Source organism: Saccharothrix sp. AJ9571 (genome assembly GCF_021725495.1).
In the GTDB taxonomy this organism is placed as follows: Bacteria; Actinomycetota; Actinomycetes; order Mycobacteriales; family Pseudonocardiaceae; genus Amycolatopsis; species Amycolatopsis magusensis.
The window spans coordinates 4725789-4751393 of record NZ_CP091382.1; the positions used below are offsets into that span (position 1 = coordinate 4725789).

Sequence of the window (25605 nt, forward strand, 5' to 3'; positions counted from 1 at the left end):
GCCGAGATGCTCATCGCCGATCGGTACGAGCTGGACGACCTCCCGCTCGGCCAAGGCGGGATGGGCGCGGTGCACGCCGGGCACGACAAGCACCTCGGTCGCCGGGTGGCGGTGAAGTTCCTGCGCCTGCCCGGCGGGCCGGACGACGAGCTGGAACGCCGGTTCGTCCGCGAGGCGCGGATCCTGGCGCGCCTGGAACACGCCGGCGTGCCGGTGCTCTACGACTTCGGCATGTTCGACCAGCGGTTGTTCCAGGTCATGCAGTTCATCGACGGGGTGACCGTGGCGGACCTGGTCGGCGAGCACGGGCCGCTGCCGGTGCCGTGGGCCGCGGCCATCGCGGCACAGGCCAGCGCGGTGCTCGCGGCGGCGCACGAGCTGTCGATCTGCCACCGCGACCTCAAGCCGACGAACCTGATGCTCTGCCCGGACGGCAGCGTCAAGGTGCTCGACTTCGGCCTGGCGATGCTGCGGGAAGCCGACGTGGCGCAGTTCACCAGGGCAGGGCAGATTCTCGGCACGCCCGCGTACATGGCGCCCGAGCAGATCCAGCGCGGGGTCGCCGAGCCGCGCAGCGATCTGTACGCGCTGGGGTGCGTGCTGCACGAGATGCTGACCGGGAACCAGTTGTTCACCGGGCCGACCGCGTTCGCGGTGTTCGAGAAGCAGGTGCGCGAGCAGCCGCCGCGCTTGCCCGGGGCGCTGGGCGCGTTGCTCGGGCAGGTGCTGTCGAAGGCACCGGAGGACCGGCCGTCGAACGCGGCTGAGTTCTTCGAGCGGTTGCGGCCGTTCACCGCGAACCCGCCGATGCTGCCCGGCTACCTCTCACCGGCGGTCAGCCCGGCGCGGATGTACGCCAGCATGGTCGGCCAGGTGCACGGTATGGGAGGGTGACCACCGTCCGCGATCAACGGGGTGGGTTGGGAGTACACGATGGAGCGACGGTTTCTTTTGGCTGCGCTCGTCGGGGCACTACTGGTCACTGGCTGTAGTTCCGCGGCGGAGAACCCGCCGCCGGCTGCGCCACCTCCACCGCCGCCCACCCCCACCGCGCCCGGCTTCTCCGTGGTCGCCACCGGGGACGTGCTGGTGCACCCGGCGCTGACCGAGCAGGCCGAAGCCGACGGCAAGGGCAAGATCGACTTCCGGCCGCAGTTCGCCGGTGTCAAGCCCGTGGTGTCCGGTGCCGACCTCGGCCTGTGCCACCTCGAAGTGCCGCTGGCCGAGCCCGGCGGGCCGTACAGCGGCTACCCGTCGTTCAACGCGCCGCCGGAGATCGCCGAGGCGTTGAAGGACACCGGATACGACGCCTGCTCGACGGCCTCGAACCACACCCTGGACCAGGGCGAGGACGGGGTGGAGCGCACGCTCGACGGGCTGGACGCGGCCGGGCTGAAGCACACCGGCTCGGCGCGGTCGTCGAAGGAGGCGGGCACCCCGCTGCTGCTGGACGCGGCGGGCACGAAGGTCGGGCACGTGTCGTTCACCTTCGGCTTCAACGGGATCGAACTGCCCGATGGCAAGCCGTGGATGTCGAACACGCTCGACGCCGCCGACGTCGTCGCGGCGGCCCGCAAGACCCGCGAAGCCGGGGCGGAAGTGGTGATCGCGAGCCTGCACTGGGGCACCGAATACCGCTCGGAACCCACGAAGGAACAGACCGACCTGGCGAAGAAACTGCTCAAGGACGACTCGATCGACCTGATCATCGGGCACCACGCGCACGTGGTGCAGCCGTTCGAGAAGATCGGCGAGAAGTGGGTGGCCTACGGGCTGGGCAACCACATCGCGAAGCACTCGGAGCCGCGGGGGACCACCGAAGAGGGCGTGGCCGCGCGGTTCCACTTCACCAAGGACGGCGGCGGCTGGAAGGTCGACCGCGCCGAGTACGTGCCGACGCTGGTCGACCTGGGCCCGCCGATCCGCCTGGTGGACGCCACCAGCGCCGCGTCACCCCGGCACCAGGAAGCCCTCACCCGCACCGACGAGGTCGTGCTGAGCCGGAAGGCCGCCGACCACGGCCTCACCCGCCCGGGGAAGTAACCGCCGCTGAGCCGCTAGGAGTGGGCGAAGGTGCGCCGGTAGTCCTTCGGTGAGACGCCGACGACGCGGTGGAAGTGGTGCCGCAGCAGGGCGGCGGTGCCGAAGCCGGTCTCCGCGGCGATCTCGTCCACGCTCAGCGTGGTCTCTTCGAGCAGCCGCCGGGCGTGCAGAACCCGTTGCGTGGACAGCCACCGGTTCGGCGTGGTGCCGGTCTCCGCGGCGAACCGGCGCGCGAAGGTGCGTTCGGACATCTTCGCCTGCCGCGCCAGCCCGGCCACGGTGTGCTCGGCGGTCAGGTTCTCCAGCATCCAGGCCAGCAGCGGCTGCAGGCTGTCCCCGGTGCACTCCGGGATCGGCGTTTCGACGAACTGCCGCTGCCCGCCCTCCCGCTGCGGCGGCACCACCATCCGGCGCGCGATGCGCATGGCCACCTCGGACCCGAGCTCCCGCCGCACCACGTGCAGGCAGGCGTCGATGCCCGACGCGGTACCGGCGCTGGTGACCAGGTTCCCGTCGTCGACGAACAGCACGTCCGGGTCGAGGTCCGTGTCCGGGAAGCGCGCGGCGAACGCGGCCACGTGGCGCCAGTGCGTGGTGCACCGCCTGCCGTCGAGCAGTCCGGTCGCGCCGAGGAAGAAGGCGCCGCTGCACACGGTCAGCACGGTCGCGCCCCGCGCGCTCGCCTGGCGGACGGCTTCGAGCGCGGCCTCCGGGTACTCGTCGCGGATGCCGTAGGCGGGCAGCGCCACCAGGTCCGCGCCCTCGAGCCCGTCCAGCCCGTGGTCCGGCGTCACCGACATGCCCATGCTCGCCCGCACGGGTACGCCCGCGCGCTCGCCGCAGACCCGGAAGTCGATCGGCGGCACCCCGCCGTCGGTCCGGTCGACGCCGAACACCTCGCACAGCACGCCCAGTTCGAACGGCGCGACGTCCTCGATCACCAGCGCGGCCACGGTCTTCAGCATGCGGACAGCGTAGATGGCAGGATTTTGCCGCACAAGGTCAGATCTGCCACTGGTGGCAGCAAATGCACGAGCGAACAATAAGTGCCATGAGCTACTTCGTGCTGATCCTGCTGCTGGCCCTGTCCGTCTACGCCATCGAACGCAACCACCGCCGCCAGGCCAGGCCGTCGTACTCCGGGAGCGGCCGGGAGGACCGCGACCTGGACCGCGTGCGCACCGAACTCCGGGTTCAGGCCGGGCGCGCCAGCCGGGGTGCCGCCCGTTCCGGGGCGATGACCTCCGGCCGCGTTTCCAGCTCGCCTGCCAGGCTGGCGGCCCACTGAACGAGCCCGGGGATGTCGATCCCGTACGGCTCGTCGGCGCGGTACGCCTCGATGTTGGCGGAGCCGCGGCGCAACAGGGACGCGCCGCCGACGGAGTTGCCGCGCGCCGCGTGCGTCAGCCCGACGGCGAGCTGGGCCATGCCGCGCCAGAGCCCTTCATCCGCCTCGGGGCCGGTCTTCCACGCGTCCTCGAAGACCTCGTGCGCGTGGAACGGCATCCCGGCGTCGAGGAGGCGCTGCGCCTCGGCCAGCGTCTCCGCCGGCGTCCGCTCGACGCCCTCCGGCTGCCGCTCGACCCCGGGCACGCCATAGGGCAGCGGCCTGCCGAGGCCGTCCCTCGGCCTGGCGTTGCGTGCCCGTCCTTCCGGATCGCGGTCTCGCATACCCGGATTCTGGCACGGTGGTCAGCGCACGCGCCGCCCCGCCCTGCTGCCGGAAGAGAACTTCGCCGCCCCCGAATTCCCGGACGGCCGTGACCGCTGCCCGGCCTTGGGCTGCCCGGCACCTTGGGTCCTGGACGGTGCCTGACCGCGCCCCTTCGGCTGGTCGGCCGCCTGGTGCCGAGCCTGTCCCGCGGCCCGCGCCCCGGGCTGCCCCGAGCCCTGCGCCCGCCCCCTGGACTGACCCTGCCCTTGACCCCGGCCCTGCCCTTGACCTCGACCCTGGCCTTGTTCCTGACCCTGGCCTCGGCCCTGATCCCGGCTCTGGCTCTGGCCTCGGCCTCGGGTCTGGCCTTGATCCCGGCTTTGTCCGCGGCCCTGGCCCGGGGTTTGCTCCCAGGCCTGGTCCTGGCCCCGGGTCTGGCCCTGTCCGTTGGCTCGCCTGGTGCCCTGCCCCTGGCCCCGGCCGCGCCCGTTGCCGCGTCCCGTGGTCTCGGCGCGAGCTTCGTCCTGCGTTCCCCGCTGGCCCGTGGCCTGCGCGATGGACCGGCTCGGCTGGGCTTTTCCTTGCGGCTGCGGCGTTTTCGGCGTGGGCTTGACGAAGGAGCGTTCGCCGGGCGCGAGTTCGGTGAGCAGCGGGTGCCCGGCGTCGAGCCGCGTGGTGCGGGGCTTGATCCCGGCCTTGCGCGTCAGGTCGCGGACGTCCGGTACCTGCTCGTCGGTCATCAGCGTGATCACCGTGCCCGACGCGCCCGCCCGTGCGGTGCGGCCAGAGCGGTGCAGGTACGCCTTGTGCTCCACCGGCGGATCCGCGTGGATCACCAGCGTCACGTCGTCGACGTGGATGCCGCGGGCCGCGATGTCGGTGGCGACCAGCGTTTTCGCCGTGCCCTCCGAGAACGCCGCCAGGTTGCGGGTGCGGGCGTTCTGCCCGAGGTTGCCGTGCAGTTCCACCGCGGGCACGCCCGAGGCGTTGAGCTTGCGGGTGAGCGCCTTCGCGCGGTGCTTGGTGCGCGTGAAGACCAGCGTGCGCCCCGGCGCCGAAGTCAGGTCGATGAGCACCGGCAGCCGGTCGTCCGGGTGCACGTGCAGCACGTGGTGCGCCATCGTCGACACCGGCGACTGCGCGGAATCCACGCTGTGCGTCACGGGATCGCTGAGGTAGCGCTTGACGATGACGTCCACCCCGGCGTCCAGGGTGGCGGAGAACAGCAGGCGCTGACCGTCCGCCGGGGTCGCGTCGAGGATGCGCCGGACACCGGGCAGGAAACCGAGGTCCGCCATGTGGTCGGCCTCGTCGAGCACGGTGATCTTGATCGCGTCGAGGTGCACGTGGCCGGACGCGAGGTGGTCGTTGAGTCGCCCGGGGCAGGCGATCACGATGTCCACGCCCGCTCGCAGCGCGCTGATCTGCGGATTCGCGCTGACGCCACCGAACACCGTCAGCGTGCGCAGGGAAAGCGCCTTGGCCAGCGGGGCGAGCGAGGCGTCGATCTGGGTGACCAGTTCCCGGGTCGGCGCCAGGATCAGCGCGCGCGGGCGTCCGGGCCGCCGCTTGACCGGGTTCGCCGCGAGGCGGGCCAGCAGCGGCACCACGAAGGCGTAGGTCTTGCCGGAACCGGTCCGGCCGCGGCCGAGGACGTCACGGCCCTCCAGCGAATGCGGCAGCGTGGCGGCCTGGATCGGGAAGGGCGACAGCACGCCCCCGGCGGCGAGTGCGGTGACCAACGGCGCGGGGACGCCCAGGTCCGCGAAACCAGGTGTGTCCTGCGTGGGGCGGCGGCCCGACATGTGTTCTCCGAACGTGGAAGGGGCCGCGGGTGCCCGGCGCCAGTGCGATCAGTCTAGGCGGCCTGCCCCAGTGACCTGCGCCACCGCGGCGGTTGCTGGTTACGGTGCCGTAGGTTACGGTTGCGTAGGTTCACTTCCCTCAGCCCGAAGGCTTGGCCCATGCCGATTTCCGACACCGCCCGCCTGCTGCTCGAACTCGAGTCCACCGCCGAAGAAAACCTGAACCGGCACCTGGACGTCGCCAAGGAATGGATGCCCCACGAGTACGTGCCGTGGAGCCGCGGCCGCGACTTCGCCGATCTCGGCGGCGAAGCGTGGGACCCGGAGCAGTCGGAGGTCTCGCCGATCGCCCGCACCGCGCTCGAGGTCAACCTCCTCACCGAGGACAACCTGCCCAGCTACCACCGCGAGATCGAGCGCGCCTTCGGCCGGGAGGGCGCCTGGGGCACCTGGGTGCACCGCTGGACCGCCGAAGAGGGGCGCCACGGCATCTGCATCCGCGACTACCTGCTGGTGACCAGGGCGGTCGACCCGGTCGAGCTGGAGCGCGCCCGGATGGCGACCATGCAGGCGGGTTACGACAGCGAGGACAAGCCGCTGCTGCACGTGTTCGCCTACGTCTCGTTCCAGGAGCTGGCGACCCGCCTTTCGCACCGCAACACCGGCCGGTACACCCAGGACCCGATCGCGGAGAAGCTGCTGGCCAGGGTCGCGATGGACGAGAACCTGCACATGATCTTCTACCGGAACCTGGTCACCGCCGCGCTCGAGGTCACCCCGGACGCGATGGTGCGCGCGATCGCCGACGAGGTGATCGACTTCCAGATGCCCGGCAGCATCATCCCCGGCTTCGTGCGCAAGGCCGCGCAGATCGCCAAGGCGGGCATCTACGACCTGAGCATCCACCACGACGAGGTGATCTGGCCGTTGCTGCGGCACTGGCGGGTCTTCGACCTGGAGGGTCTCGGTGAAGAGGGCGAGCGCGCGCGGGAGGAACTGCACGAGTTCCTGACGCGGCTGGAGAAGCAGGCCACGCGGTTCGTCGAGCGGCGGGCGCAGGCGCTGGCACGCCAGCCGGGCTGATGTCCGCCGATTCTGTCGGTCTCCTCCGGTAGGTTCGAATTCATGGCGACATTGGTTTCCTTCCACGCCCACCCCGACGACGAGTGCATCACCGTCGGCGGCGTGATGCGCAAGGCTTATGAAGAGGGACATCGGGTGGTGTTGGTGGTCGCCACCCAGGGCGAGCACGGCGAGGTCGAGGAAGGTTTCCTCACCGAGGGCGAGACGCTGCGCGAACGCCGCATCGCCGAAACCCACGCGGCGGCGGGGATCCTCGGCGCGCAGCGCGTGGAGTTCCTTGGCTACACCGATTCCGGGATGATGGGCGAGCCGGAGAACGACGCCGAAGGCTCGTTCTGGACGGCGTCGGTCGAGGAGGCCGCCGAGAAGCTGGCGGCGATCCTGCGCGAAGAAAACGCCGACGTCCTCACCATCTACGACGACAACGGCGGCTACGGCCACCCCGACCACATCCAGGTGCACCGGGTCGGCGCGCGGGCGGCCGAGCTGGCCGGGACACCGCGGGTCTACCAGGCCACGCAGAACCGCGACGAGATCCAGCGCTGGTTCGAGTCGTGGGCGGCGAAGGCCGAGGCCGAAGGCGGCGAGACGCCGGACTTCGGCGACCTCAGCGGCATCGGCAAGCCGGAGGCGGAGCTGACCGCGAAGGTGGACGTGTCGGCGTACCTCGAGCACAAGCGGCAGGCGATGCGCGCGCACGCGAGCCAGATCGCCGAGGACTCGTGGTTCCTGGCGCAGCCGGAGGAGGTCTTCCGGCTGCAGTTCGGCACCGAATGGTTCATCCGGGAGGGCCAGGGGCCCGGCATCACCGAGAAGGACCTGCTCGCTGGGCTGTGAGTCCGGCGAGGTGGCTCAGATGATCCACAGTGGAGTGTCCACTGAGGATGGTGGGTTCGCCGGAAGCGGCCAGTGCCGCGCGCACGGCGAAGCCCGGTGGCGCACCGGGTTTCGCCGTGCGCGTGACTACAGCGTCTGCCACCAGCCGTCGACCGGCGGCGGCGCCGAGACGTCCACCCGCTCGCCGGGGCGCGGCACGGCCAGGTCGACGTCCTTCGCCTTCGCCTCGCGCCACACGCGGTCGGCCGGCTCGGTCCAGGCGTGCATGGCGAGGTTGAAAGTGGCCCAGTGGACCGGGATGAGCAGTCCGCCGCGCACGTCGAGGTGCGTGGCGACGCCCTCCTCCGGGGTCATGTGGATGTCGGGCCAGCCGAGGGCGTAGGCGCCGATCTGGATCAGAGTGGCGTCGAAGGGGCCGTACTGCTCGCCGATCTTCTCGAAGGCGGGGAAGTAACCGGTGTCGCCGGTGTAGAACACGCGGTGTTCCGGGCCGATGATCGACCAGGAGGCCCACAGCGTGCCGTCGTTGGCGAGCCAGCGGCCGGAGAAGTGCTGGGCCGGGGTGGCGACCAGGCGCAGGGGGCCGGCGGTGAACTCGGCGTGCCAGTCCAGTTCGACGATGCGGTCCTCGGGCACCCGCCAGCGGCGCAGGTGCGCGCCGACGCCGAGCGGGACCACGAACGGGGCGTCCTGGTGCTCGACCAGGGTGCGGACGGTCGGCAGGTCGAGGTGGTCGTAGTGGTCGTGGGAGATGACCACGGCGTCGAGCCGGGGGAGGTCCTCGAGCGCGACGGGCGGGGCGTGCATGCGCTTGGGCCCGATCAGCGCCGAGGGGGAGCAGCGGTCGCTCCAGACTGGGTCGAGCAGAACGCGGGCGCCGTCGATTTCGACCAGCGTGGAGGCGTGGCCGTACCAGGTCAGATGCAGCCCGTCGGCGCTGGTCGCGGTGCGGGGCGCGGCGACCAGGGGGACCGGACCGCCGGGGTGGCGCGGTTCGTCGCCGAAGAGCATGTCGTGCAGGATCTTGCGGTAGGTGCCCTGCTCCACCACCCGACGGGGTGCTTCGTTGCGGAACCTGCCGTCGCGGAACTGCGGGGAACGCCGGAGCGACTCCGGATCCGGCCTCCCGCCGACGGCCACCGGCAGCCCGCGGGCCGCCAGCCCCAGCACCCCAAGCCCAGCAGCACCCGCCGCGGCCACCGCCGCTGCGACCAGGTTTCTCGTACGCATGAATCTATTTTGCCCTCGCCCTCACCCACCCCGCAGCGCGACGCAGCCCACCCGAGCCCCTGACCACCCCCACACCCACCCCACCCGAACCCCACGCTCGTGCAGCCGAACCCCACACTCGTGCAGCGAACCCCACACTCGTACAGCCGAGCCCCACGTTCAGGTAGCCGAGTTCCACGCTCGCGCAGCCGAATTCCGCACTCAGGTACCCGAGCCCCACATTCGCACGGTCGGACTCGGGCAGCCGAGTCCGGAAGTCGGGCGGCCGGGTTCGCGTGGGACTCGCCAGCCCGGGTGCCGGGCTCGCTTCTCGAGTGTGGGGTTCGGCTGCTGGAGTGTGGAAGTCGGGCGCCTGAACGTGGGGTTCGGCTGCCTGAACGTGGGACTCGGCTGCCTGAGTGTGGGGTTCGGGTGCGTGGGTGTGGGGTTCGGGTTAGCGGAAGGCGGGGAGGGTGGTGATGGACTGGCCCAGGGTGAGGGCGTGCATCTCTTCGGTGCCTTCGTAGGTGAGCACGGTCTCCAGGTTCGACATGTGCCGCATGACGGGGTATTCGAGGGAGATGCCGTTCGCGCCGAGCATGGAGCGGGCGGTGCGGGCCACGTCCAGGGCCGAGCGCACGTTCGACAGCTTGCCGAAGCTCACGTGGTGGTGGTGCAGCGTGCCGGCGTCCTTCAGGCGCCCGATCCGCTGGGCGATCAGGCCGGACCGGTTCACCTCGACCAGCAGGTCCGCCAGCTTCCGCTGGGTCAGCTGGAACCCCGCCAGCGGCTTGCCGAACTGGGTGCGCGACAGCGTGTACTCCAGCGCCGATTCGTAGCACGCCCGCGCCGCGCCGACCACGCCGAACAGGATGCCGTACCGCGCCTCGTTCAGGCAGCTCAGCGGCCCCTTGAGACCACGCACCTCGGGGAAAGCGGCCGACCCCGGCAGGCGGACACCCTCGAGCACCAGTTCCGCGGTGAGCGAGGCCCGCAGCGACAGCTTGTGCTTGACCTCGTTCGCGGTGAAGCCCGGCGTCGAGGTCGGGACCACGAAACCGCGGATGCCGTCGTCGGTCTGCGCCCACACCACCGCGACCGCGGCCACGGTGCCGTTGGTGATCCACATCTTGGTGCCGTCGAGCACCCAGTCCGAGCCGTCGCGCACGGCACGCGTGCGCATGCTGCCCGGGTCGCTGCCGGCGTCCGGCTCGGTCAGCCCGAAGCAGCCGAGCGCCTCCCCGGTGGCCATCCGCGGCAGCCACTCCGCCTTCTGCTCGTCCGAACCCCACCGGTGGATCGCGTACATCGCCAGTGAGCCCTGCACCGAGACGAAGCTGCGCAGCCCGGAATCCACCGCCTCCAGCTCACGGCAGGCGATGCCGTAGGCCATGGCGCTGGTCCCCGCGCAGCCGTAGCCCTCCAGGTGCATGCCGAGCAGGCCGAGCTGCCCGAACTCCTTGGCCAGCTCGGCCGCGGGCAGCGCGCCCGTTTCGTACCAGTCCGCCACGTTCGGCGCGAGCTGCTCGGCCGCGTACTCGCGCACGGCGTCGCGGATGTCCCGCTCCTCACCGCTGAGCTCGGCGTCGAGATCGAGGAAGTCGTGGGGGTCCGGGGTGTTCATCAGGCCATGCTAACCCGCGCGCCGCGTCGAATCGTGCTGGATGGCGTGCTGGACCACCGAGATCAGCACCTGCTTCGCCGACTCCCGGTCCCGCGCGTCGCAGGCCATGATCGGCACGTTCGGCGAGATGGTCAGCGCGTGCCGGACGTCCTCGATCTGGTGGTGCAGCAGGCGGTCGAAGCAGTTGATCGCCACCACGTACGGGAGCTTGCGGTTTTCGAAGAAGTCGATCGACGGGAAGGCGTCGGCGAGGCGGCGGGTGTCGATCAGCACGACCGCGCCGATCGCGCCGAGCGCCAGGTCGTCCCACATGAACCAGAACCGGTGCTGACCCGGCGTGCCGAACACGTAGAGCACGATGTCCGAGTCCAGGGTGATGCGGCCGAAGTCCATGGCCACCGTGGTGGTCGTCTTGTTCGGCGTCGCCGAGATGTCGTCCACCCCGGCTCCGGCCTCGGTCATCGACGCCTCGGTGGTCAGCGGGTCGATCTCCGAGATCGCCCCCACCAGGGTGGTCTTGCCCGAACCGAAGCCACCGGCGACCACGATCTTCGCCGATGAGGTCGGCCCATTGGACGGGCGTGGTGCGTTCACCGCGGTTTCTCCTCGTTCCGGGTTCTAAAGGGAAACGACCGGCTGGGGGCCGCTCGCGCCGCGCAGTTGCGCGCGCTGGGCCGGGGTGAGCTGCTTGCCGACGCGGTCCACCAGCAGGGTCATCTCATACACCACGAGCCCGATGTCGCTCTCCGGGGAGCCCAGCACGGCCAGGCAGGACCCGTCGGAGACCGACATCAGGAACATGAACCCGCCCGCCATCTCCACCACGGTCTGCGCGACCGTGCCGCCCTCGAAGATCTTCGCGGCGCCGCGTGCGAGGCTGGTCAGCCCCGACGCCACCGCGGCCAGCTGATCGGCCTTGTCCTTCGGCAGCCCGCGGGAGGCCGCCAGCAGGAGCCCGTCCGCCGAGACCACGACCGCGTGCGCGGCCCCGGGCACCCGGCGGACGAAATCCGTGATCAACCAGGCGAACCCACCGTTGGCCAGCGTGTTCGGCTGGCTCGCGCCTTCCGGCTGCTCCCCTGTCACTGCCACTCCCTAGTGCCTTGCTCTGTCCTGCTGTTGCTGCCTGCTCCCGGGTAGGAGCCCGTTTCGCCGGTGCTGTCGGTGAGCGCGTGCCGCCCGGTGGTGAAACCGCGCTGGAAACTCGCCATGCGGCTGCGGGCCGCGGCCGCCGAGCGGGAGATCGCGCTCGGGCTCGGCTGGCCGACGGAGGTGTCGCGGAAGGCGTCCTGCTCGGGGGCGTTGACCGAACCGGGCACCAGGTAGGCGTTGGGCACCCGCTTGGGCAACCCGGCCTCGGTGACCTCTTCGTCCCGCGCCTCCAGCAGTGCCTGCGCGGCCTGCCAGCCGTGGTCCGAAGCGCTCTGCCAGGTCGAGGCCACCACCGGCCGCGGCCGGGCGGGGGGGCCCTCGGTGACTTCCGGCTCCGGCGTGCTGGTCGGCTGCGACGGCACCTCGGCGACCGGTTCGGGCTCCGGCTCCGGCTCTGGTTCCGGGGCGGCCTCGGGTTCGGGCTGCTGCTCGGGCTCCGGCTGGCGGGAGCGCTCGGCCTCGCGCGCCGGTCCGGCCAGGTCCGCCGAGGCCGGGGCCTGCGACTGACGCTCGTCCAGTTCGTCCTCGACCTCGCTGAACCACCGCGACATCACCGACTGGTAGATCGGCAGGCGGCGGGTCGGCGCGTCGGGGTCGTCGTCGGCGGGCTGCTTGGCCAGTGCCGCGTAGTCGCTGTAGTCGCGCTGGGGGGCCTGCTGCTGGTCCGGTTCCTCGGTCGGGAAGCCGTAGTCCTCCTGCGCCGGTGGCTCCGGGGGAGCGGGCGGCGGCGGGGGAGCGGGCACCTGGCGCACCGGCAGGTGCTGGCTGACCGGGTACGCGGTGGGCAGCGGCGCGTCCGTCGGGCGGCTGGTGAACGCCGCGTTCGGCGAGCCGGCCACCAGGTCGTCCAGCGAGATCGGCTGCGCCAGCGGGGTGAGGCCGTTGGACGAGGTTTCCGCCGGTGTCGGTGGCGGGGGCGACGGCGACCAGCCCTGGGTGGCCGGTTCCGGATCCCGCTGCTGGTAGGCCGGGGTGATCGGCGGCAGCGTGGACTGCGACATCGGGGCCTGCGACTGCGACGGGATCCGCGGCTGCGAGGGCGGGCCGCCGGGGGACTGCGGTGCCGGGGTGGCCACCAGCAGTTCGGCGGGCACCACGATCCGCGCGATGATGCCGGTGCCGATCTCCTCGTTCTGGCGCAGGCGGACCTCGATGTTGTGCCGCTTGGCCAGCCGCGCGACCACGTACAGGCCCATCCGCCTGGTCACCGAGACGTCGAACGCGGGCGGGTCGGCCAGGCGCTGGTTCGCCTCCTCGATGTCCTCTTCGGACATCCCGACGCCCTTGTCGGTGATCTGCAGCGCCAGCGAGCGCTTGCGGGTGACCGCGGCGCGCATGGTCACCTTGGTCTCCGGCTCGGAGAAGTAGGTCGCGTTGTCCAGCAGTTCGGCGAGCAGGTGCACCAGGTCCTGGATGGCGCGGCCCTGCACGGAGACCTCGGGCACCTGGCCGACCTCGACCCTGGCGTACTGCTCGATCTCCGAGACCGCGGCACCGATGACCTCGACCGCGGGCACCGGGCGCGACACCGCCTTGGTCAGCCCGGCGCCCGAAAGCACCAGCAGGCTTTCACCGTTGCGGCGCAAGCGGGTGGCCAAGTGGTCCAGTTCGAACAGGCTGGCGAGGTGGTCGGGGTCCTGCTCGTCGGCTTCCAGCCGGTCGATCACGCCGAGCTGGCGCTCCACCAGCCGCTGCGACCGCCTCGAGAGGTTCACGAACATGCCGTTGACGTTCTCCCGCAGCATCGCCTGCTCGGCGGCCAGTTTGACGGCCTGGGCGTGCACCGCGTCGAACGAGCGGGCGACTTCGCCGATCTCCTCGCGGGTGAGCACCGGGACCGGCTCGACGGCGTCCTTGGCGGCCTTGAGCGGGTCCGGGTTCTGCAGGATCCGCTGGACCGTGGCCGGCAGCCGGGTGTAGGCCACGTCGAGGGCGTTGGCCCGCAGCGTCCGCAGTGGATTGATCAGCGCGCGGGCGACCGCCAGCATCAGCACCAGCGCGGCGAGCACGGCCAGCAGCACACCGGCGGAGAACAGCCAGGCGGTGGTGGTGGCGGCGCTGGCCAGCTCGTCGGCGTGCGTGCGCATCCGGTCGAGCAGCTGGGTCTCCACCGAGCGCAGCCGGTCGATCACCGCGGTGCTGTCGCTGGTCAGCCGGTCCACCGGCATCCGCAGGTTCTCGTCGCCGTCGGCCAGCACGAACGCCGAGGCCTTGATCCGTTCGCGGTCGTCGACCTCGGCACCGCTGTAGGTGTCGTTGAACAGCTGCTGCTCGGCCGGGCTGGCGTTCGCCGAGAAGTTGGCGAGCGAGGCGTCCGCGCTGGCTTCCGAGGCACGCACGTCCTGCAGCAGGTCGCCGGGGAACTCGTCGCGGCCCGCCGCGATCTGCAGCCCGGCGTTCTCCCTGGCGACGAACTCCTTGGCCTGGCTCAGCGCGGTGATCGTGGTGCCCTCGCGGAGCAGGTCGCGTTCGGTCACCGTGGCGGTGGACTCGTTGGCGAGCTGGTTCAGCGAGTCCAGGATGGACGTGTAGGTGTTGTACGCCGCGAGGTCGGGGTAGGCGGGGTTGTTCGTCGCCGCGCGCAGCGGGCCGAGGGCTTCCAGGCGCTGCACGCCCTGGCGGTAGCGCTCCTGCACCGCCGGGTCCAGCACCTCGACCCGGCCGGCGGCCTGGCGCAGCGAACTGACCGCGCGGTCCACTTTGGCCACCTGGTCGCCGAGCACGGCCCGGTCGGTGTCCGATGGCGAGGCGATGGCGGCCACCGCGAGCGTGCGCTCGCCCTGCAGCTCGTGCGACACCGCTGTCACCGCCACGGCCAGCTCGACCTGGGTGACCGTGTTCCCGAAGTCTTCGGCGAGGCCGAACTCGTTGGCCGCCCGCAGGCCACCGAGGCCGAGTGCGGTCAGTGCCGGGATGATCAGCACGACGGCCAGTTTCGAGCGCAGGCGCCAGTGTTTCATGCTCCAGCGCGAGCCGGGCGCCATCGCCGGCGCCGGGGTCTCCCGATCACCCGCTGGCGCGTCCTCTACCGCTGCGGTCGATGTGCTCGACACCGCTCTCCCACCGTCATTCTTCGAGTTCGACATTTCACCCGGTCGGTGCTCCGCCTCTGAGCTCACCGGGCCTGGGGCTCGCTGGGTCCGTGGCAGAGACCATAGCTGGATCGGTGTAGCGACCACCGTGTCGGCGGGGGCTTTCACCGCCCGATCGAGCAGAAGGTAGCGAAGGTACTACCAAGATGTAACCCTTGTGGGGGAATAATTGCGGTTCAATGCTAGCCACGGCTGATCCCCGGGCTGCTGACGGGGCGGGTCCACAACACCACCCTCAGTATGGGCGCCCTTGTTGACTCACCCTCCCGTTGGCGGTAGGACAAGCCCGTCAGTGTGGTTGGGGACACTGAATGTAGTGCGATCAGTCGGGTCCCTAGAGTAACCACGGACCGCGCCGAGTCGACCCCGTGCTCGGCCCGTCCGGCAGTGCACAGTCCCCTCTTAACCGCGTTTCAACAGGAGTTGGCCTTGCTACGAATTCACAGCAGCGCTCAGCCGGCCCGGCGCCGGTTCCACAGACTGGGCGTGCTCACCGCCACGATCGGGCTCCTCGGCTCACTGAGCGGCTGCGGCCTGCTCGGGGGCTCGGACGACTCCGCCGCCGAGGGCAACGGCCCGCTGGAGAAGTCCAAGATCAAGGTCTCCATCATGCCGACCATCGACGTGGCGCCGTTCCACCTGGCCAACAAGAACGGCTACTTCAAGGCGGAGGGTCTCGACGTCGAGATCGTCAACGCGCCGAGCGGCCAGGCTTCGGTGACCAAGCTGGTCAACGGCGAGGTCGACATCGCCTACGGCAGTTACACGCCGTTCTTCGTGGTGAAGTCGCAGGGCGCGGCGGACGTGCGGATCATCGCCGACGCCTCCTCCGCGGGCCCGAAGAGCACCATGGTGGTCGCCATGCCGAGCTCGACGGTGAAGAGCGTGCAGGACATGGCGGGCAAGCGCGTCGCGATCACCGGGCGCAACACCATCACCGACACGCTGATCAAGTCGGTGATGAAGACCAACGGGGTGGACTTCAACGGCGTGCAGTGGGTCGAGTTCCCGTTCCCGGAGATCGCCCCGGCGCTGCAGCGCGGTGACGCCGACGCCGGCTTCCTCACCGAGCCGTTCATCACCCAGGCCAGCCGCACCGTGGGCGCGGTGCCGGTGTTCGACACCGCGGTCGGCCCGACCCAGGACTTCCCGACCGCCGGTTACGGCACGCTGGGCAAGTTCGCCGACGAGAACCCGAAGACCGCCGCCGCCTTCCAGCGCGTGATGCAGAAGGCCACCGTCGAGGCCGCCGACCGCAGCAAGATCGAGCCGCTGCTGGTGGAGTTCGCCAAGGTGGACCCGCCGACCGCTTCGCAGACCGGTCTGCTCACCTTCCAGTCCAAACTGGAGGCCGCGCGGCTGCAGCGCGTGCCGGACATCCTGCTCGAGTTCGGCATCATCAGCACCAAGGTCAGCGCCGACGACATGATCGTCAAGCCTGCCGCATGACCGCCGCCGCGCCGCCGGACCCCTCGCCCGGCGGCGCGGCACCGGCGCGAGTGAAAGGACACGTTGCCGCCGACCGGCGGAGACACCCATGAGACCCCTCATCCGCAACCTCGCCGGCCTGGCCGGGTTCTTCCTGCTCTGGGAAGCCGTGGTCCGGGCCGGACTGGTCAACGCGATCTTCCTGCCCCCGCCGACCACCGTCTTCGCCAGGGCGATCGAGCTGCTCGGGCAGCAGTCGTTCCTGCGCGACGTCATCGCCACCATGCTCGCCTGGGCGATCTCGCTGGGCATCTCGATCCTCATCGCGGTACCGGCGGGCCTGCTGCTGGGCAGCGTGCCCGCGGTGCGGGTGGCCACCCGCTCGCTGGTCGAGTTCCTCCGGCCGATCCCCTCGGTCGCGCTGATCCCGCTGGTCATCCTGCTGGTCGGCGGCGGCCCGGAAGCCAAGATCACCCTCGCGGTGTACGCGGCGACCTGGCCGATCCTCTACAACACCATCTACGCGCTGGACGAGATCGACCCGCTGCTGCTGGAGACCGCCCGGTCCTACGGCACCGGCCGGACGCGCACGCTGGCCTTCGTCGCGCTGCCGCACGCCGCCCCGTTCGTCTTCACCGGGATCAGGATGTCCGCCTCGATCGCGCTGATCCTGGTGGTCAGCACCGAGTTCCTGGCCGGGGCCAGCCGCGGGATCGGCAACTTCATCCTGGACGCCAGCGCCGGTGGCGGCCGGTCGGACCTGGTGCTCGCGGGCACCGTGGTCGCCGGGATCATCGGCTTCATCATCAACGACGGGCTGGAGCGACTCGGCAAGCGCTGGTTCCGCTGGAGCACCGTCACTTCGGGGGCCCAGTGAGCACGTCGGAATCCCAGTCGCTGAAGTTCGTCCGCGGCTTCCTCAACCGCTGGCTGCTGTTCATCGCGGTGGTGCTGCTCTGGGAGCTGGTCACCCGGCTCGCCGGGGACGTGTTCTTCCCGCCGCCGTCGAAGATCCTGGTCACGGCGGGGGAGATCTGGTTCACCGGACCCGCGTCGCAGCTGTTCCTCACCGACACCGTCTACAACAACATCCTGCCCAGCCTGGGCCGGGTGCTCGGTGCCTGGGCGATCGCCTCGGTGGTGGGGGTGGCGCTGGGCACCGCGCTCGGCCGCTCCCGCACCGGCATGGACTACGCCGGGCCGCTGTCGGCCTTCGCGCGGGCCATCCCGCCGCCCACGCTGATCCCGGTGTTCCTGGTGCTCTTCGGCATCGGCACCGGTATGCAGATCGCCACCATCGTCTTCGGTGCACTGTGGCCGGTACTGTTGAACACAGTGGACGGTGTGCGCTCGGTCGGGCAGCTCCAGCAGGAGACGGCCAGGTCGTTCCGGACCCCAGGGCGGTACTGGATCGGCATGGTCGTGCTCCCCGCCGCCCTGCCGAAGATCTTCGCCGGCCTGCGGCTGGCGCTGTCCATCGCGCTGATCCTGATGGTGGTCTCCGAGCTGGTCGGGGCCCTGAACGGGATCGGCTACGAGTTGATCTTCTCCCAGCGCCAGTTCGACTTCCCGGTCATGTGGGCGTGGATCGTCCTGCTCGGGGTGCTCGGTTACGGGCTGAACGCGCTCCTGCTGCGGGTGGAGCGGCGCGCGCTGCGCTGGCAACCCACCCGCGGCGCCCAGCAAGCCATCGCCGGAGGGTGAACATGTCGACCATGCTCGAGGTCAAGGGCCTCACGCACAGCTACGCCGAGAAGAAGCACGCCCACGTCGCGGTCGCCGACCTCGGCTTCACCGTCGAGGCCGGGCAGCTGGCCTGCATCGTGGGACCGTCCGGCTGCGGCAAGTCCACGCTGCTGCGCTGCATCGCCGGGCTGATCAAGCCGACCGGCGGTTCGGTCCGGCTGCACGACGACGAGGTCGACGGGGTGCCCGAGGACCTGGCCGTGGTGTTCCAGGACTACAGCCGGTCCCTGTTCCCGTGGCTGTCCGTGCGGCAGAACGTGGAGTTCCCGCTGCGCTGGCGCGGCCTCGACCGTGCCGAGCGGCGGGCGCGCGCCAAGGAGGCGCTGGGCTGGGTGGGACTGTCCGGAGTGGACGACAAGTTCCCCTGGCAGCTCTCCGGCGGCATGCAGCAGCGCGTGTCCATCGCCAGGGCGCTGGCGAGCAGGCCCGCCCTGCTGCTGATGGACGAGCCGTTCGCCTCGGTGGACGCCCAGACCCGGTTCGAGCTCGAGGACCTGCTGCGGCGGGTGCAGCGCGAGCTCGGCAGCACGGTGCTGGTGGTCACCCACGACATCGACGAGAGCGTCTACCTCGGCGACCGGGTGCTGGTGCTGTCGAAGTCGCCCGCCTCGATCGTCGCGGACCTGCCGGTGGGCCTGCCCGCCGAGCGGGACCAGATCACCACCAGGGAGTCGGCGGAGTTCGTCTCGCTGCGTGGTGAGGTCGCCCGGTTGCTGCACGGCGGCACCCCCGGCGAGTCGGCCGAGGAACTGGCCGGGCGCGACCTCGCCGAGGCCGAAGCCGCCGAAGAGCACGCCGGTACCCGGGCCAAGGAGACGCTCTAGTGCACTGCCTGACCGAACGCCAGCAGGGTTTCGTCGACCGGGCCGCGGTGCTCGCGGACCGGTTCGCCGAGCGGGCGCAGCTCCACGACCGGGAGAACACCTTCCCGCACGAGAACTACGAGGACCTGCGCGAAGCGGGTTTCCTCCAGTTGTCCGTGCCCGCCGAACTGGGCGGGGAAGGGGCCGAACTGGCCGACATCCTGCCGGTGCTCGAGCGGCTGGCGATGGGGGACGGGGCCACCGCGCTGGCCTTCACCATGCACCTCTCGCCGCTCGGGCAGTGGGGCAGCGTGTGGCGCCGGACCGGCAACCCGCGGCTGGAGGCGCTGCTGCGCCAGGCCAGCGAGGGCACGCTGGTGTGGGCGTCGATCACCAGCGAGGTCGGCCTGCGCAACGACATGACCGACGCGCTGACCAAGGCGGTCAAGGTGCCCGGCGGGTTCACCCTGAGCGGGCGCAAGAGCTTCGCCACCAACTCCGCGGTGGCCACGCACTGCTCGACCACCGCCCGGTACGAGGACGCCGAGGGCGGCCCGCGCGTGCTGCTCTGCCAGATCGCGCTGGACCAGCCCGGGGTCCGGATCCACCAGACCTGGGACACGCTCGGCATGCGCGGCACGCAGAGCAACGACGTCGAGCTGTCCGAGGTCTTCGTGCCGGACGAGGCCGTCGTCCACTCGCTGCCGGTGAACCACCTGGACGCGCGCGTGCTGGAAACCGTGTGGGCGTGGGCGATGCCCGCCTTCTCCGCCACCTACACCGGGATCGCGGCCGGCGCGCTGGACTTCGCCGTGCAGCGGCTGACCAAGCGCGGCAAGCCGATCGACCCGGTGGTGCAGGACGCCATCGGCGAGTGCACGATCCTGGTCGAGAGCTCGCGGGCGCTGATGTACCGGCACGCCGAAGAGGTGGCCAGCCGCAGGCTGTTCGACCTCGGCGTGCAGGAGGCCACCGCGCGCTGCGCCCTGGTGAAGTACGTGGCCAGCAACAACGCGGTCAAGGTGCTCCAGCGGCTGGTCGACGTGATCGGCGGCATGTCCTACACCCGGGCGCTGCCGTTCGAGCGGATGTGGCGCGACGCGCAGGCGGGCACCTTCATGCCGATGGGCAACCTGGCCGCGCGCAAGCTGATCGGGGCGAGCGCGCTCGGCGTGCGGACGGCCCCGTCGATCGGCTTCGCCGAGACGGGGCACGACAGCCGCGCCAAGGAACCCGCCCCGGCGCAGTAGTCCTCAGTAGAGCTTGGGCGGGTCCGGGTCCACCCGGACCTGCACCAGGCTGGGACCGTCCGCGTCGAGCGCTTCGGCCAGCGCCGACTTGAGCTCTTCCGGCGTGGTGGCCAGGCGCGCGGCGCAGCTCATGCCGGTGGCCAGCGCGGTGAAGTCCAGGCCGCCCAGTTCCACGCCGGGCAGCTTTTCGGCGCCCTCGCCGAGGATGCTCACCGCGGCGTACTGGGAGTTGTCGAGGATGACGAAGGTGATCGGCAGCTGCTCCCGCGCGGCGGTCCACAGCGCCTGGATGGCGTACATGCTGGACCCGTCGCCGAGCACGGCCACCACCCGCCGGTCGGGGCGGCCGATGGCGGCGCCGACCGCGGCGGGCAGGCCGTAGCCGAGCGTTCCACTCGCGACGGTGAGGAACCCGGCGTCCGTGGCGCGGATGGGCAGGTGGTCGTGCAGGGCGCCGCGCTGGCTGGGGGTCTCTTCGACCACCACCGCGTTGGGCGGCAACAGTTCGGCGAGCGTGGCGAAGACGTAGGCCGGGCTCACCGGGGTGGTCGCGGGCGGGCTCGCCGGGCGCCGCCGGGGTTCGGGCGCGGGTCGTTCGCCCTGGGGGACCGTGTCGAGCAGCTGGCGCAGCACCAGCTTCGCCGTGGCACGGACACCCACGCCGATCGGCGCCCTGGCCAGGATCTGCTCGTCGTCGCTGACCACGTACAGCGGCGGCAGGCCGAGCTCGGCCTCACCGCGGTGCACGTGGTAGGTGAACGCCGGGGCACCGAGCACCACCACCAGGTCGTGCCCGCTGAGCGCGCGGGCCAGCGAATTGCGCTCGGGGTCGAGGAAACCGAGGAACAGCGGGTGGTCCTCGGGGAAGGAACAGCGGGAGCTCATCGGGCTGGCCCACACACCGGCGTTCAGCCGCTCGGCCAGTTCCACCAGTTCACCGACCGCCGCGTCGCCGTCCACCGCGGGCCCGGCCACCAGTGCCGGGGTGCGGCTCGCCGCCAGTGCGTCCGCCAGTTCCCGTACCGCTTCCGGGTCGGCGGAGAACCCGCGGATCCGGGGCCGTGCCTCGATTTCCGTGGTTTCGGCGTTCCAGTCGTCGGCGGGAACGGAGACGAAGACGGGACCCTGGGGGTGCTGGGTGGCGATGTGGAAGGCGCGGGCGAGCGCGGCGGGCACGTCCTGCGCGCGGGCCGGTTCGCAGCTCCACTTTACATAGGGGCGGGGGAATTCCGTGGCGCTGGACGCGCCGAGGAACGGGTCCTCCGGCATCAGGGACCGGACCTGCTGCCCGGCGAGCACGATCATCGGCGTGCGGTTGCGGAAGGCGGTGAAGATCTGCCCGAGGCCGTGGCCGACGCCGCCTGCCGAGTGCAGGTTCACCAGCACCGGGCGGCGGGCCGACTGGGCGTAGCCGTCGGCCATCGCGACCACGACGGACTCCTGCAGGCCCAGCACGTAGCGGAAATCGCCGGGCCAGTCGGTGAGGAACGGGATCTCGGTGGTGCCCGGATTGCCGAAGACCGTGGTCAGTCCCAGTTCCCGCAACAGCGTCCTGGTGACCTCGCGGACCGTTCGCCCCGTGCCGCCTGTGCTCATCGACTTCCCTCCACCGCGGTTGCCGTTACGCCACAAAGTATCCTCTGCCACGTCGTGCCGATCCGGGAGGGAGCCGCCCGCTGAGCCCGCTCCGCCACCGCGACTTCCGCCTGGTGCTGGCGAGTACCACGCTGCTGTTCTCCGGTTACGCGCTGCTGTTGTCCGTGGTGCCGTTGTGGGTGGTGCACCGGGGTTCCGGCGAGTTCGCCGCGGGCGCGGCGACCGGGGTGTTCATGGGCGCGACGGTCGCCGCCCAGTGCGTGGTGCCGGTGCTGGCCGCGCGGTTCGGCTACCGGCTGGTGACCGCGGCGGGCGGCCTGCTGCTCGGCCTGCCCGCGCCGCTGCTCCTGCTGACCGCGGACTGGCCGGGCATCCTCGGCGTCTCACTGGTGCGCGGCCTCGGGTTCGGGCTGGTTTCGGTGTGCGGCAGCGCGCTGATCGGCGAACTGCTGCCCGCGTCGTCGGCGGCCCGGGGTTCCGGCTGGTACGGCCTGGCCACCGGCGTGCCGCAGCTGCTCGGACTGGCGATCGGCACGTGGGCGGCCGGTACCTGGGGCTTCACCCCGGTCTTCCTGATCGCGACGGCGTTGCCGCTGGCCGGGGTGCTTCCGGTGCTGTGGCTGCCGAGGCTGCTGCCCGAGGACAGCGGCCTGGAGGTGCGCTGGTCCGCGGTCACCACCCGGACCTGGCGCCCGGGGCTGGTGCCGTTCAGCGGCGCGGTCGGCTTCGGCGCGATGGCGACCTTCGTGCCGCTCGTGCTGAACGGCCCGGCCGCGGCGGTCTCGGCGACGTTGTTCGTGGTGGCCGGCGCGGCGCTGCTCGGCCGGTGGTCGGCCGGCCTGTTCGCGCACCGGGTGAGCGGTTCGGGGCGGATGCTCGGCGTGGCGACCGTGGTGGTCGGGGTGGGCATGGCGGTGTTCGCGGTGACCGCGCCGATCGGCGGGGCGTGGGCGCTGACCGCCGCGATCGCCGGTGGCGCGGTCTTCGGCGCCGGGTTCGGCGTGGTGCAGAACGACGCGCTGGTGGTGATGTTCGCGCGGGTCTCGCCCGGTGCGGCGGGGGTGGTCTGGAACCTGGCCTTCGACGCCGGGCAGGGCGCGGGCGCGGTGCTGGTGGGCGCGCTGCTCGCCGGGATGGGGCCGGTGGGGGCGTTCGGCGTCCTGGCGGGGTTCGCCCTGGTCCTGCTGCCCGTCGGCCGCGCTGCCCGGGTGACCGGTTAGCCTGGTGGGGTGCCTCGTGTCGTGATCCTGGACTACGGTTCGGGCAACCTCCGGTCCGCCGAACGCGCCGTGCGGCGCGTCGGAGCCGATGTCGAAGTGACCGCCGACGCCGCCGCGGCCCTCGCCGCCGACGGCCTGGTGGTGCCGGGCGTCGGTGCTTATTCCGCGTGCATGGCGGGGCTGCGGGAGGTCCATGGCGAGCGGCTGATCGGCAAGCGCCTCGCCGGTGGCCGCCCGGTGCTCGGCATCTGCGTCGGCATGCAGATCCTGTTCGAGCGCGGGGTCGAGCACGGCGAGGAGACCGAAGGCGCGGGCGAGTGGCCCGGCACGGTCGACCGGCTGAACGCGCCGGTGCTGCCGCACATGGGCTGGAACACCGTCCGCGCTCCGGCGGAGTCCCGGCTGTTCGCCGGCCTGGACGCCGGGACGCGCTTCTACTTCGTGCACTCCTACGCCGCCCGTTCGTGGGAACTGGACTCCGGCCTGGCGGGGCAGCAGCCCCTGGTCACCTGGGCCCACCACGGCGAGGACTTCGTCGCCGCGGTGGAGAACGGCGCCCTGTCCGCCACCCAGTTCCACCCGGAGAAGTCGGGAGACGCCGGCGCCACGCTCCTGGAAAACTGGCTCCGCACCCTGTGACACCGGCCGGGCGGGGGTCCGCTCCGGGTTCTATAGTTGCCGCGTGACTTTCCAGCTGCTTCCCGCCGTTGACGTCGCCGACGGACAGGCCGTGCGCCTGGTCCAGGGCGAGGCGGGCACCGAGACCTCGTACGGCGATCCGCTGGAGGCCGCGCTGGCCTGGCAGCGGGACGGGGCCGAGTGGGTGCACCTGGTCGACCTCGACGCCGCCTTCGGCAAGGGGTCCAACCGCGAGCTGCTCGCCCGCGTGGTCGGCGAGCTGGACGTGCAGGTCGAGCTCTCCGGCGGCATCCGCGACGACGCCTCGCTCGACGCCGCGCTGGCCACCGGCTGCCGCCGGGTCAACCTCGGCACCGCCGCGCTGGAGGATCCGGAGTGGACGGCCAAAGTGGTCGCCACCCACGGCGACCGCGTGGCGATCGGGCTCGACGTGCGGATCACCGACGCCGGGCACCGGCTCGCCGCCCGCGGCTGGACCAAGGACGGCGGCGACTTCTGGGAGGTGCTCGAGCGCCTCGACCGCGACGGCGCCCAGCGCTACGTGGTCACCGACGTGAGCAAGGACGGCACGTTGCAGGGCCCCAACATCGACCTCCTGCGTGAGGTCACCGCGCGCACCGACGCCGCGGTGATCGCCTCCGGTGGGGTGTCCAGTTTGGACGACCTGCGGGCGCTGGCCACGCTGGAGCGCGACGGGGTCGAGGGCGCCATCGTCGGCAAGGCGCTCTACGCCGGCGCGTTCACCCTGCCGGACGCGCTGGACGCGGTCCGCTCCTGAATCACCCGTCGAGGGTGATCGCGATCCCGATGGTGCGCTGACGGCCGCGCAGCCTGCTGAAGAACATGGTGACCTGGCCCACGATGCCGTACTTGCGCGCGATCGAACCGCGCACGCGTTCGGTCTCGGGCTCGTCGAGCAGCCTCGCCTGCCCGGACACCTTGTCGCCGTGGGTCTTCTTGCCGCCGAAGTCGCTGGCCTGCACGGCGACGCGGCCGTCGTTGCGCAGCCGCTTGACCTTGCCCGCCGTGCGCTGGCTCCACAGCACCAGTTCGCCGCCTTCGCGCGCGATCCACACCGGGGTCGGCACCGGGGTGCCGTTCTTGCGGAAGGTGGTGACCACCACGTACTTCTCCGCGGCCAGCCGTTCCAGCTCGGATGCCATGGTGGTCACCGTACCCGTGCGGCCGGGTCAACGCCGCAGGTAGACGAATCCCGTCGTCGGGCCGCCCTGTTCGGGCCGCCGCTCGCCGTCGTGCAGCACGAGCAGGCCACGCGGGAAGCCGGGCAGCGGGGTCGTGGTGACCGCGGCACCGTCGGAGTGCTCGACCGAGTCGGTGCGCGAGGTGCTGCCGACGGAGAACTCGGACAGCACCCGGTTGCCGCCGGTGCGGTCGTAGACGACGAAACGCGAGTCGCCCTGGCTGGACGCGTAGAGCTGCCCGGTGCCGTGCGGGCCTTCGGCGATGGTCAGGCCCTCGGCGTCGGCGGTCAGCCGGGTGCCGCCGAAGCCCGGGTCGGGGCCGTCGGGCACGCATTCCTCGGTTTCCTCGTCGTAGCGCGCCGGGGCGCCGAACGAGCGCACCTTGTCCATCAGTACCGGCTCGCCGCCGAGCGGGATGCGCCAGATCCCGACGTCCTCCTGCGCGGCGTAGAGCACCCCGTGCGCGGCGTCCAGCGCCATGCCCTCGATCTGCGGCCGTTCGCCGGGCTCGGCGCAGGGCGTCCAAGTTGTGCCGTCCGGCAACGGGAACCGGTCCGGCAGGTCCATTGTGGACACGGGTTTGGTGCCGACCCGGCCGCCGGGCAGGTCGACCAGTTCCAGCAGGGCGACACGCGTCTCGTGCCGCCTGCTCACCGCGATCACCCGACGGTCGCCGAGCTTCGCCGCGGTCAGGCCGTACGCCGTGCGTTGTTCGTCCACTTCGGACTCGTCGCCGGAGAACACCGGCGGGGCGGCGGGATCGGTGACCTCGGTCAGCACCGGCTGCCGCCGGGGATCGATGCGGTAGACGCGGATCCGGTCGCGCCCGCGGTCGCTGACCACCGCGAGGTCGCCGAGCACGTCGACGTTGTTGAACCGGCCGGGTGCGGCGCCCGGTGCCGGCGGCGGGGGAGCGGGCAGCGTGGCCACCTCGCGGCCGCGCAGGTCGAAGACGGCGAGCCCGCCTTCCTTGAGCGTGCCGAGCACGAGGCTGCGGGCGGGGTTCGCGCGGTCGACCCAGATGGCCGGGTCGTCGGCGTCGGCGTTGGCCGGGGTGGCCGCCGGGTCGTCGACGAAGGCCCTGGTCTGCTGGACCGGCCGGGGTGCCTGGGCCGCCTGCGCGGGGGCCGCGGTGAGGAGGAGGGGGACGAGGAGGAGCAGCGGCGTGATGCGCATCCCCGGACGGTAGCCCCGCGGGGTTGCCGTCGGGTGAACGCGCGGG

Annotated in this window: 23 protein-coding genes; 12 read left to right on the forward strand and 11 right to left on the reverse strand. The window is 71.6% G+C overall.

Translation table 11 applies throughout. The features are described 5' to 3' along the window. The first annotated feature begins 6 nt into the window (after positions 1-6). Both L3Q67_RS21780 and L3Q67_RS21785 read left to right on the forward strand, forming a co-directional pair. Positions 7-894, forward strand: coding sequence for a serine/threonine-protein kinase (locus L3Q67_RS21780; RefSeq protein ID WP_499191213.1), 888 nt, complete (start codon positions 7-9; stop codon positions 892-894). A 39-nt stretch (positions 895-933) separates the two neighbouring features. Then, positions 934-2043: a CapA family protein gene (locus L3Q67_RS21785; protein WP_499191214.1), complete on the forward strand. Its 1110-nt coding sequence runs from the start codon at positions 934-936 to the stop codon at positions 2041-2043. Positions 2044-2057: 14 nt separating this feature from the next. On the opposite strand, the gene L3Q67_RS21790 is transcribed toward L3Q67_RS21785, so the two are convergent. From L3Q67_RS21790 to L3Q67_RS21800, 3 genes are all read right to left on the reverse strand, one after another. Then, complete coding sequence (locus tag L3Q67_RS21790) at positions 2058-3008, reverse strand: GlxA family transcriptional regulator (RefSeq protein WP_499191215.1); 951 nt, start codon at positions 3006-3008, stop codon at positions 2058-2060. A 229-nt stretch (positions 3009-3237) separates the two neighbouring features. Beyond that, on the reverse strand, positions 3238-3714 hold the full coding sequence (locus L3Q67_RS21795; RefSeq protein ID WP_499191216.1) for a DUF309 domain-containing protein: 477 nt from the start codon (positions 3712-3714) through the stop codon (positions 3238-3240). A gap of 21 nt (positions 3715-3735) precedes the next feature. After that, on the reverse strand, positions 3736-5502 hold the full coding sequence (locus L3Q67_RS21800) for a DEAD/DEAH box helicase (RefSeq protein ID WP_499191217.1): 1767 nt from the start codon (positions 5500-5502) through the stop codon (positions 3736-3738). A gap of 159 nt (positions 5503-5661) precedes the next feature. Here L3Q67_RS21800 and L3Q67_RS21805 point away from each other — a divergent pair, with 159 nt between their 5' ends. Together L3Q67_RS21805 and L3Q67_RS21810 are read left to right on the forward strand one after the other, a co-directional pair. After that, positions 5662-6585: an acyl-ACP desaturase gene (locus L3Q67_RS21805; protein WP_499191218.1), complete on the forward strand. Its 924-nt coding sequence runs from the start codon at positions 5662-5664 to the stop codon at positions 6583-6585. Between the two features lie 42 nt (positions 6586-6627). Then, positions 6628-7422, forward strand: coding sequence for a PIG-L family deacetylase (locus L3Q67_RS21810; protein WP_499191219.1), 795 nt, complete (start codon positions 6628-6630; stop codon positions 7420-7422). A 126-nt stretch (positions 7423-7548) separates the two neighbouring features. Here L3Q67_RS21810 and L3Q67_RS21815 read toward each other — a convergent pair whose 3' ends face one another. The 5 genes from L3Q67_RS21815 to L3Q67_RS21835 form a co-directional block, all read right to left on the reverse strand. Next, positions 7549-8652, reverse strand: a complete 1104-nt coding sequence (locus tag L3Q67_RS21815) for an MBL fold metallo-hydrolase (protein WP_499191220.1) — start codon at positions 8650-8652, stop codon at positions 7549-7551. 433 nt (positions 8653-9085) lie between these two features. After that, positions 9086-10258 carry an acyl-CoA dehydrogenase family protein gene (locus tag L3Q67_RS21820; protein WP_499191609.1) on the reverse strand — a complete coding sequence of 391 codons (1173 nt, stop codon included), beginning with the start codon at positions 10256-10258 and terminating at the stop codon, positions 9086-9088. A gap of 6 nt (positions 10259-10264) precedes the next feature. Further along, positions 10265-10849, reverse strand: a complete 585-nt coding sequence (locus L3Q67_RS21825; protein WP_209669117.1) for a GTP-binding protein — start codon at positions 10847-10849, stop codon at positions 10265-10267. Between the two features lie 24 nt (positions 10850-10873). Next, entirely contained in the window at positions 10874-11341 is a 468-nt protein-coding gene (locus L3Q67_RS21830) for a roadblock/LC7 domain-containing protein (RefSeq protein WP_499191221.1), read from the reverse strand. Next, positions 11338-14367 (reverse strand): sensor histidine kinase, encoded by a 3030-nt coding sequence (locus L3Q67_RS21835; RefSeq protein ID WP_499191222.1) that lies wholly within the window; start codon positions 14365-14367, stop codon positions 11338-11340. Before L3Q67_RS21835 ends, L3Q67_RS21830 begins: the two co-directional genes overlap by 4 nt. 618 nt (positions 14368-14985) lie before the next feature. Here L3Q67_RS21835 and L3Q67_RS21840 point away from each other — a divergent pair. From L3Q67_RS21840 to L3Q67_RS21860, 5 genes are all read left to right on the forward strand, one after another. Further along, positions 14986-15948 (forward strand): ABC transporter substrate-binding protein, encoded by a 963-nt coding sequence (locus L3Q67_RS21840; RefSeq protein WP_395908401.1) that lies wholly within the window; start codon positions 14986-14988, stop codon positions 15946-15948. Between the two features lie 88 nt (positions 15949-16036). Further along, positions 16037-16804: an ABC transporter permease gene (locus L3Q67_RS21845; RefSeq protein ID WP_499191223.1), complete on the forward strand. Its 768-nt coding sequence runs from the start codon at positions 16037-16039 to the stop codon at positions 16802-16804. Between the two features lie 20 nt (positions 16805-16824). Further along, positions 16825-17631 carry an ABC transporter permease gene (locus L3Q67_RS21850; RefSeq protein WP_499191610.1) on the forward strand — a complete coding sequence of 269 codons (807 nt, stop codon included), beginning with the start codon at positions 16825-16827 and terminating at the stop codon, positions 17629-17631. 2 nt (positions 17632-17633) lie between these two features. Continuing rightward, a complete protein-coding gene (locus L3Q67_RS21855; protein ID WP_209669109.1) occupies positions 17634-18497 on the forward strand; it encodes an ABC transporter ATP-binding protein in 864 nt (287 codons plus the stop codon). Further along, positions 18497-19726, forward strand: coding sequence for an acyl-CoA dehydrogenase family protein (locus L3Q67_RS21860; protein ID WP_499191224.1), 1230 nt, complete (start codon positions 18497-18499; stop codon positions 19724-19726). The genes L3Q67_RS21855 and L3Q67_RS21860 overlap by 1 nt, the downstream gene beginning before the upstream one ends. Positions 19727-19729: 3 nt before the next feature. On the opposite strand, the gene mdlC is transcribed toward L3Q67_RS21860, so the two are convergent. Next, positions 19730-21322: a benzoylformate decarboxylase gene (mdlC, locus tag L3Q67_RS21865; RefSeq protein ID WP_499191225.1), complete on the reverse strand. Its 1593-nt coding sequence runs from the start codon at positions 21320-21322 to the stop codon at positions 19730-19732. 113 nt (positions 21323-21435) lie between these two features. Here mdlC and L3Q67_RS21870 point away from each other — a divergent pair, with 113 nt between their 5' ends. From L3Q67_RS21870 to priA, 3 genes are read left to right on the forward strand one after another with little or no spacing between them, the layout of a single operon-like run. Then, a complete protein-coding gene (locus L3Q67_RS21870; RefSeq protein WP_499191226.1) occupies positions 21436-22542 on the forward strand; it encodes an MFS transporter in 1107 nt (368 codons plus the stop codon). Between the two features lie 9 nt (positions 22543-22551). Then, the gene (gene hisH, locus L3Q67_RS21875; RefSeq protein ID WP_499191227.1) at positions 22552-23181 is read left to right on the forward strand and encodes an imidazole glycerol phosphate synthase subunit HisH; all 630 of its coding nucleotides are present in this window, start codon (positions 22552-22554) and stop codon (positions 23179-23181) included. Between the two features lie 43 nt (positions 23182-23224). Continuing rightward, on the forward strand, positions 23225-23959 hold the full coding sequence (gene priA / locus L3Q67_RS21880; protein ID WP_499191228.1) for a 1-(5-phosphoribosyl)-5-[(5-phosphoribosylamino)methylideneamino] imidazole-4-carboxamide isomerase: 735 nt from the start codon (positions 23225-23227) through the stop codon (positions 23957-23959). Position 23960: 1 nt separating this feature from the next. On the opposite strand, the gene L3Q67_RS21885 is transcribed toward priA, so the two are convergent. After that, a complete protein-coding gene (locus L3Q67_RS21885) occupies positions 23961-24344 on the reverse strand; it encodes a PNPOx family protein (RefSeq protein ID WP_499191229.1) in 384 nt (127 codons plus the stop codon). A 27-nt stretch (positions 24345-24371) separates the two neighbouring features. Further along, complete coding sequence (locus L3Q67_RS21890) at positions 24372-25559, reverse strand: phytase (RefSeq protein WP_499191230.1); 1188 nt, start codon at positions 25557-25559, stop codon at positions 24372-24374. Between the last annotated feature and the right edge of the window lie 46 nt (positions 25560-25605).

Excerpts from the sequence above, each read along its gene's own strand:
- L3Q67_RS21815 (WP_499191220.1), bottom strand. The coding sequence starts at position 8,652 with ATGCGTACGAGAAACCTGGTCGCAGCGGCGGTGGCCGCGGCGGGTGCT.
- L3Q67_RS21790 (WP_499191215.1), bottom strand. The coding sequence starts at position 3,008 with ATGCTGAAGACCGTGGCCGCGCTGGTGATCGAGGACGTCGCGCCGTTC.
- L3Q67_RS21835 (WP_499191222.1), bottom strand. The coding sequence starts at position 14,367 with ATGAAACACTGGCGCCTGCGCTCGAAACTGGCCGTCGTGCTGATCATC.
- L3Q67_RS21810 (WP_499191219.1), top strand. The coding sequence starts at position 6,628 with ATGGCGACATTGGTTTCCTTCCACGCCCACCCCGACGACGAGTGCATC.
- L3Q67_RS21785 (WP_499191214.1), top strand. The coding sequence starts at position 934 with ATGGAGCGACGGTTTCTTTTGGCTGCGCTCGTCGGGGCACTACTGGTC.
- L3Q67_RS21890 (WP_499191230.1), bottom strand. The coding sequence starts at position 25,559 with ATGCGCATCACGCCGCTGCTCCTCCTCGTCCCCCTCCTCCTCACCGCG.
- mdlC (WP_499191225.1), bottom strand. The coding sequence starts at position 21,322 with ATGAGCACAGGCGGCACGGGGCGAACGGTCCGCGAGGTCACCAGGACG.
- L3Q67_RS21780 (WP_499191213.1), top strand. The coding sequence starts at position 7 with ATGCTCATCGCCGATCGGTACGAGCTGGACGACCTCCCGCTCGGCCAA.
- L3Q67_RS21800 (WP_499191217.1), bottom strand. The coding sequence starts at position 5,502 with ATGTCGGGCCGCCGCCCCACGCAGGACACACCTGGTTTCGCGGACCTG.
- L3Q67_RS21885 (WP_499191229.1), bottom strand. The coding sequence starts at position 24,344 with ATGGCATCCGAGCTGGAACGGCTGGCCGCGGAGAAGTACGTGGTGGTC.
- L3Q67_RS21845 (WP_499191223.1), top strand. The coding sequence starts at position 16,037 with ATGAGACCCCTCATCCGCAACCTCGCCGGCCTGGCCGGGTTCTTCCTG.
- L3Q67_RS21855 (WP_209669109.1), top strand. The coding sequence starts at position 17,634 with ATGTCGACCATGCTCGAGGTCAAGGGCCTCACGCACAGCTACGCCGAG.
- L3Q67_RS21805 (WP_499191218.1), top strand. The coding sequence starts at position 5,662 with ATGCCGATTTCCGACACCGCCCGCCTGCTGCTCGAACTCGAGTCCACC.
- L3Q67_RS21795 (WP_499191216.1), bottom strand. The coding sequence starts at position 3,714 with ATGCGAGACCGCGATCCGGAAGGACGGGCACGCAACGCCAGGCCGAGG.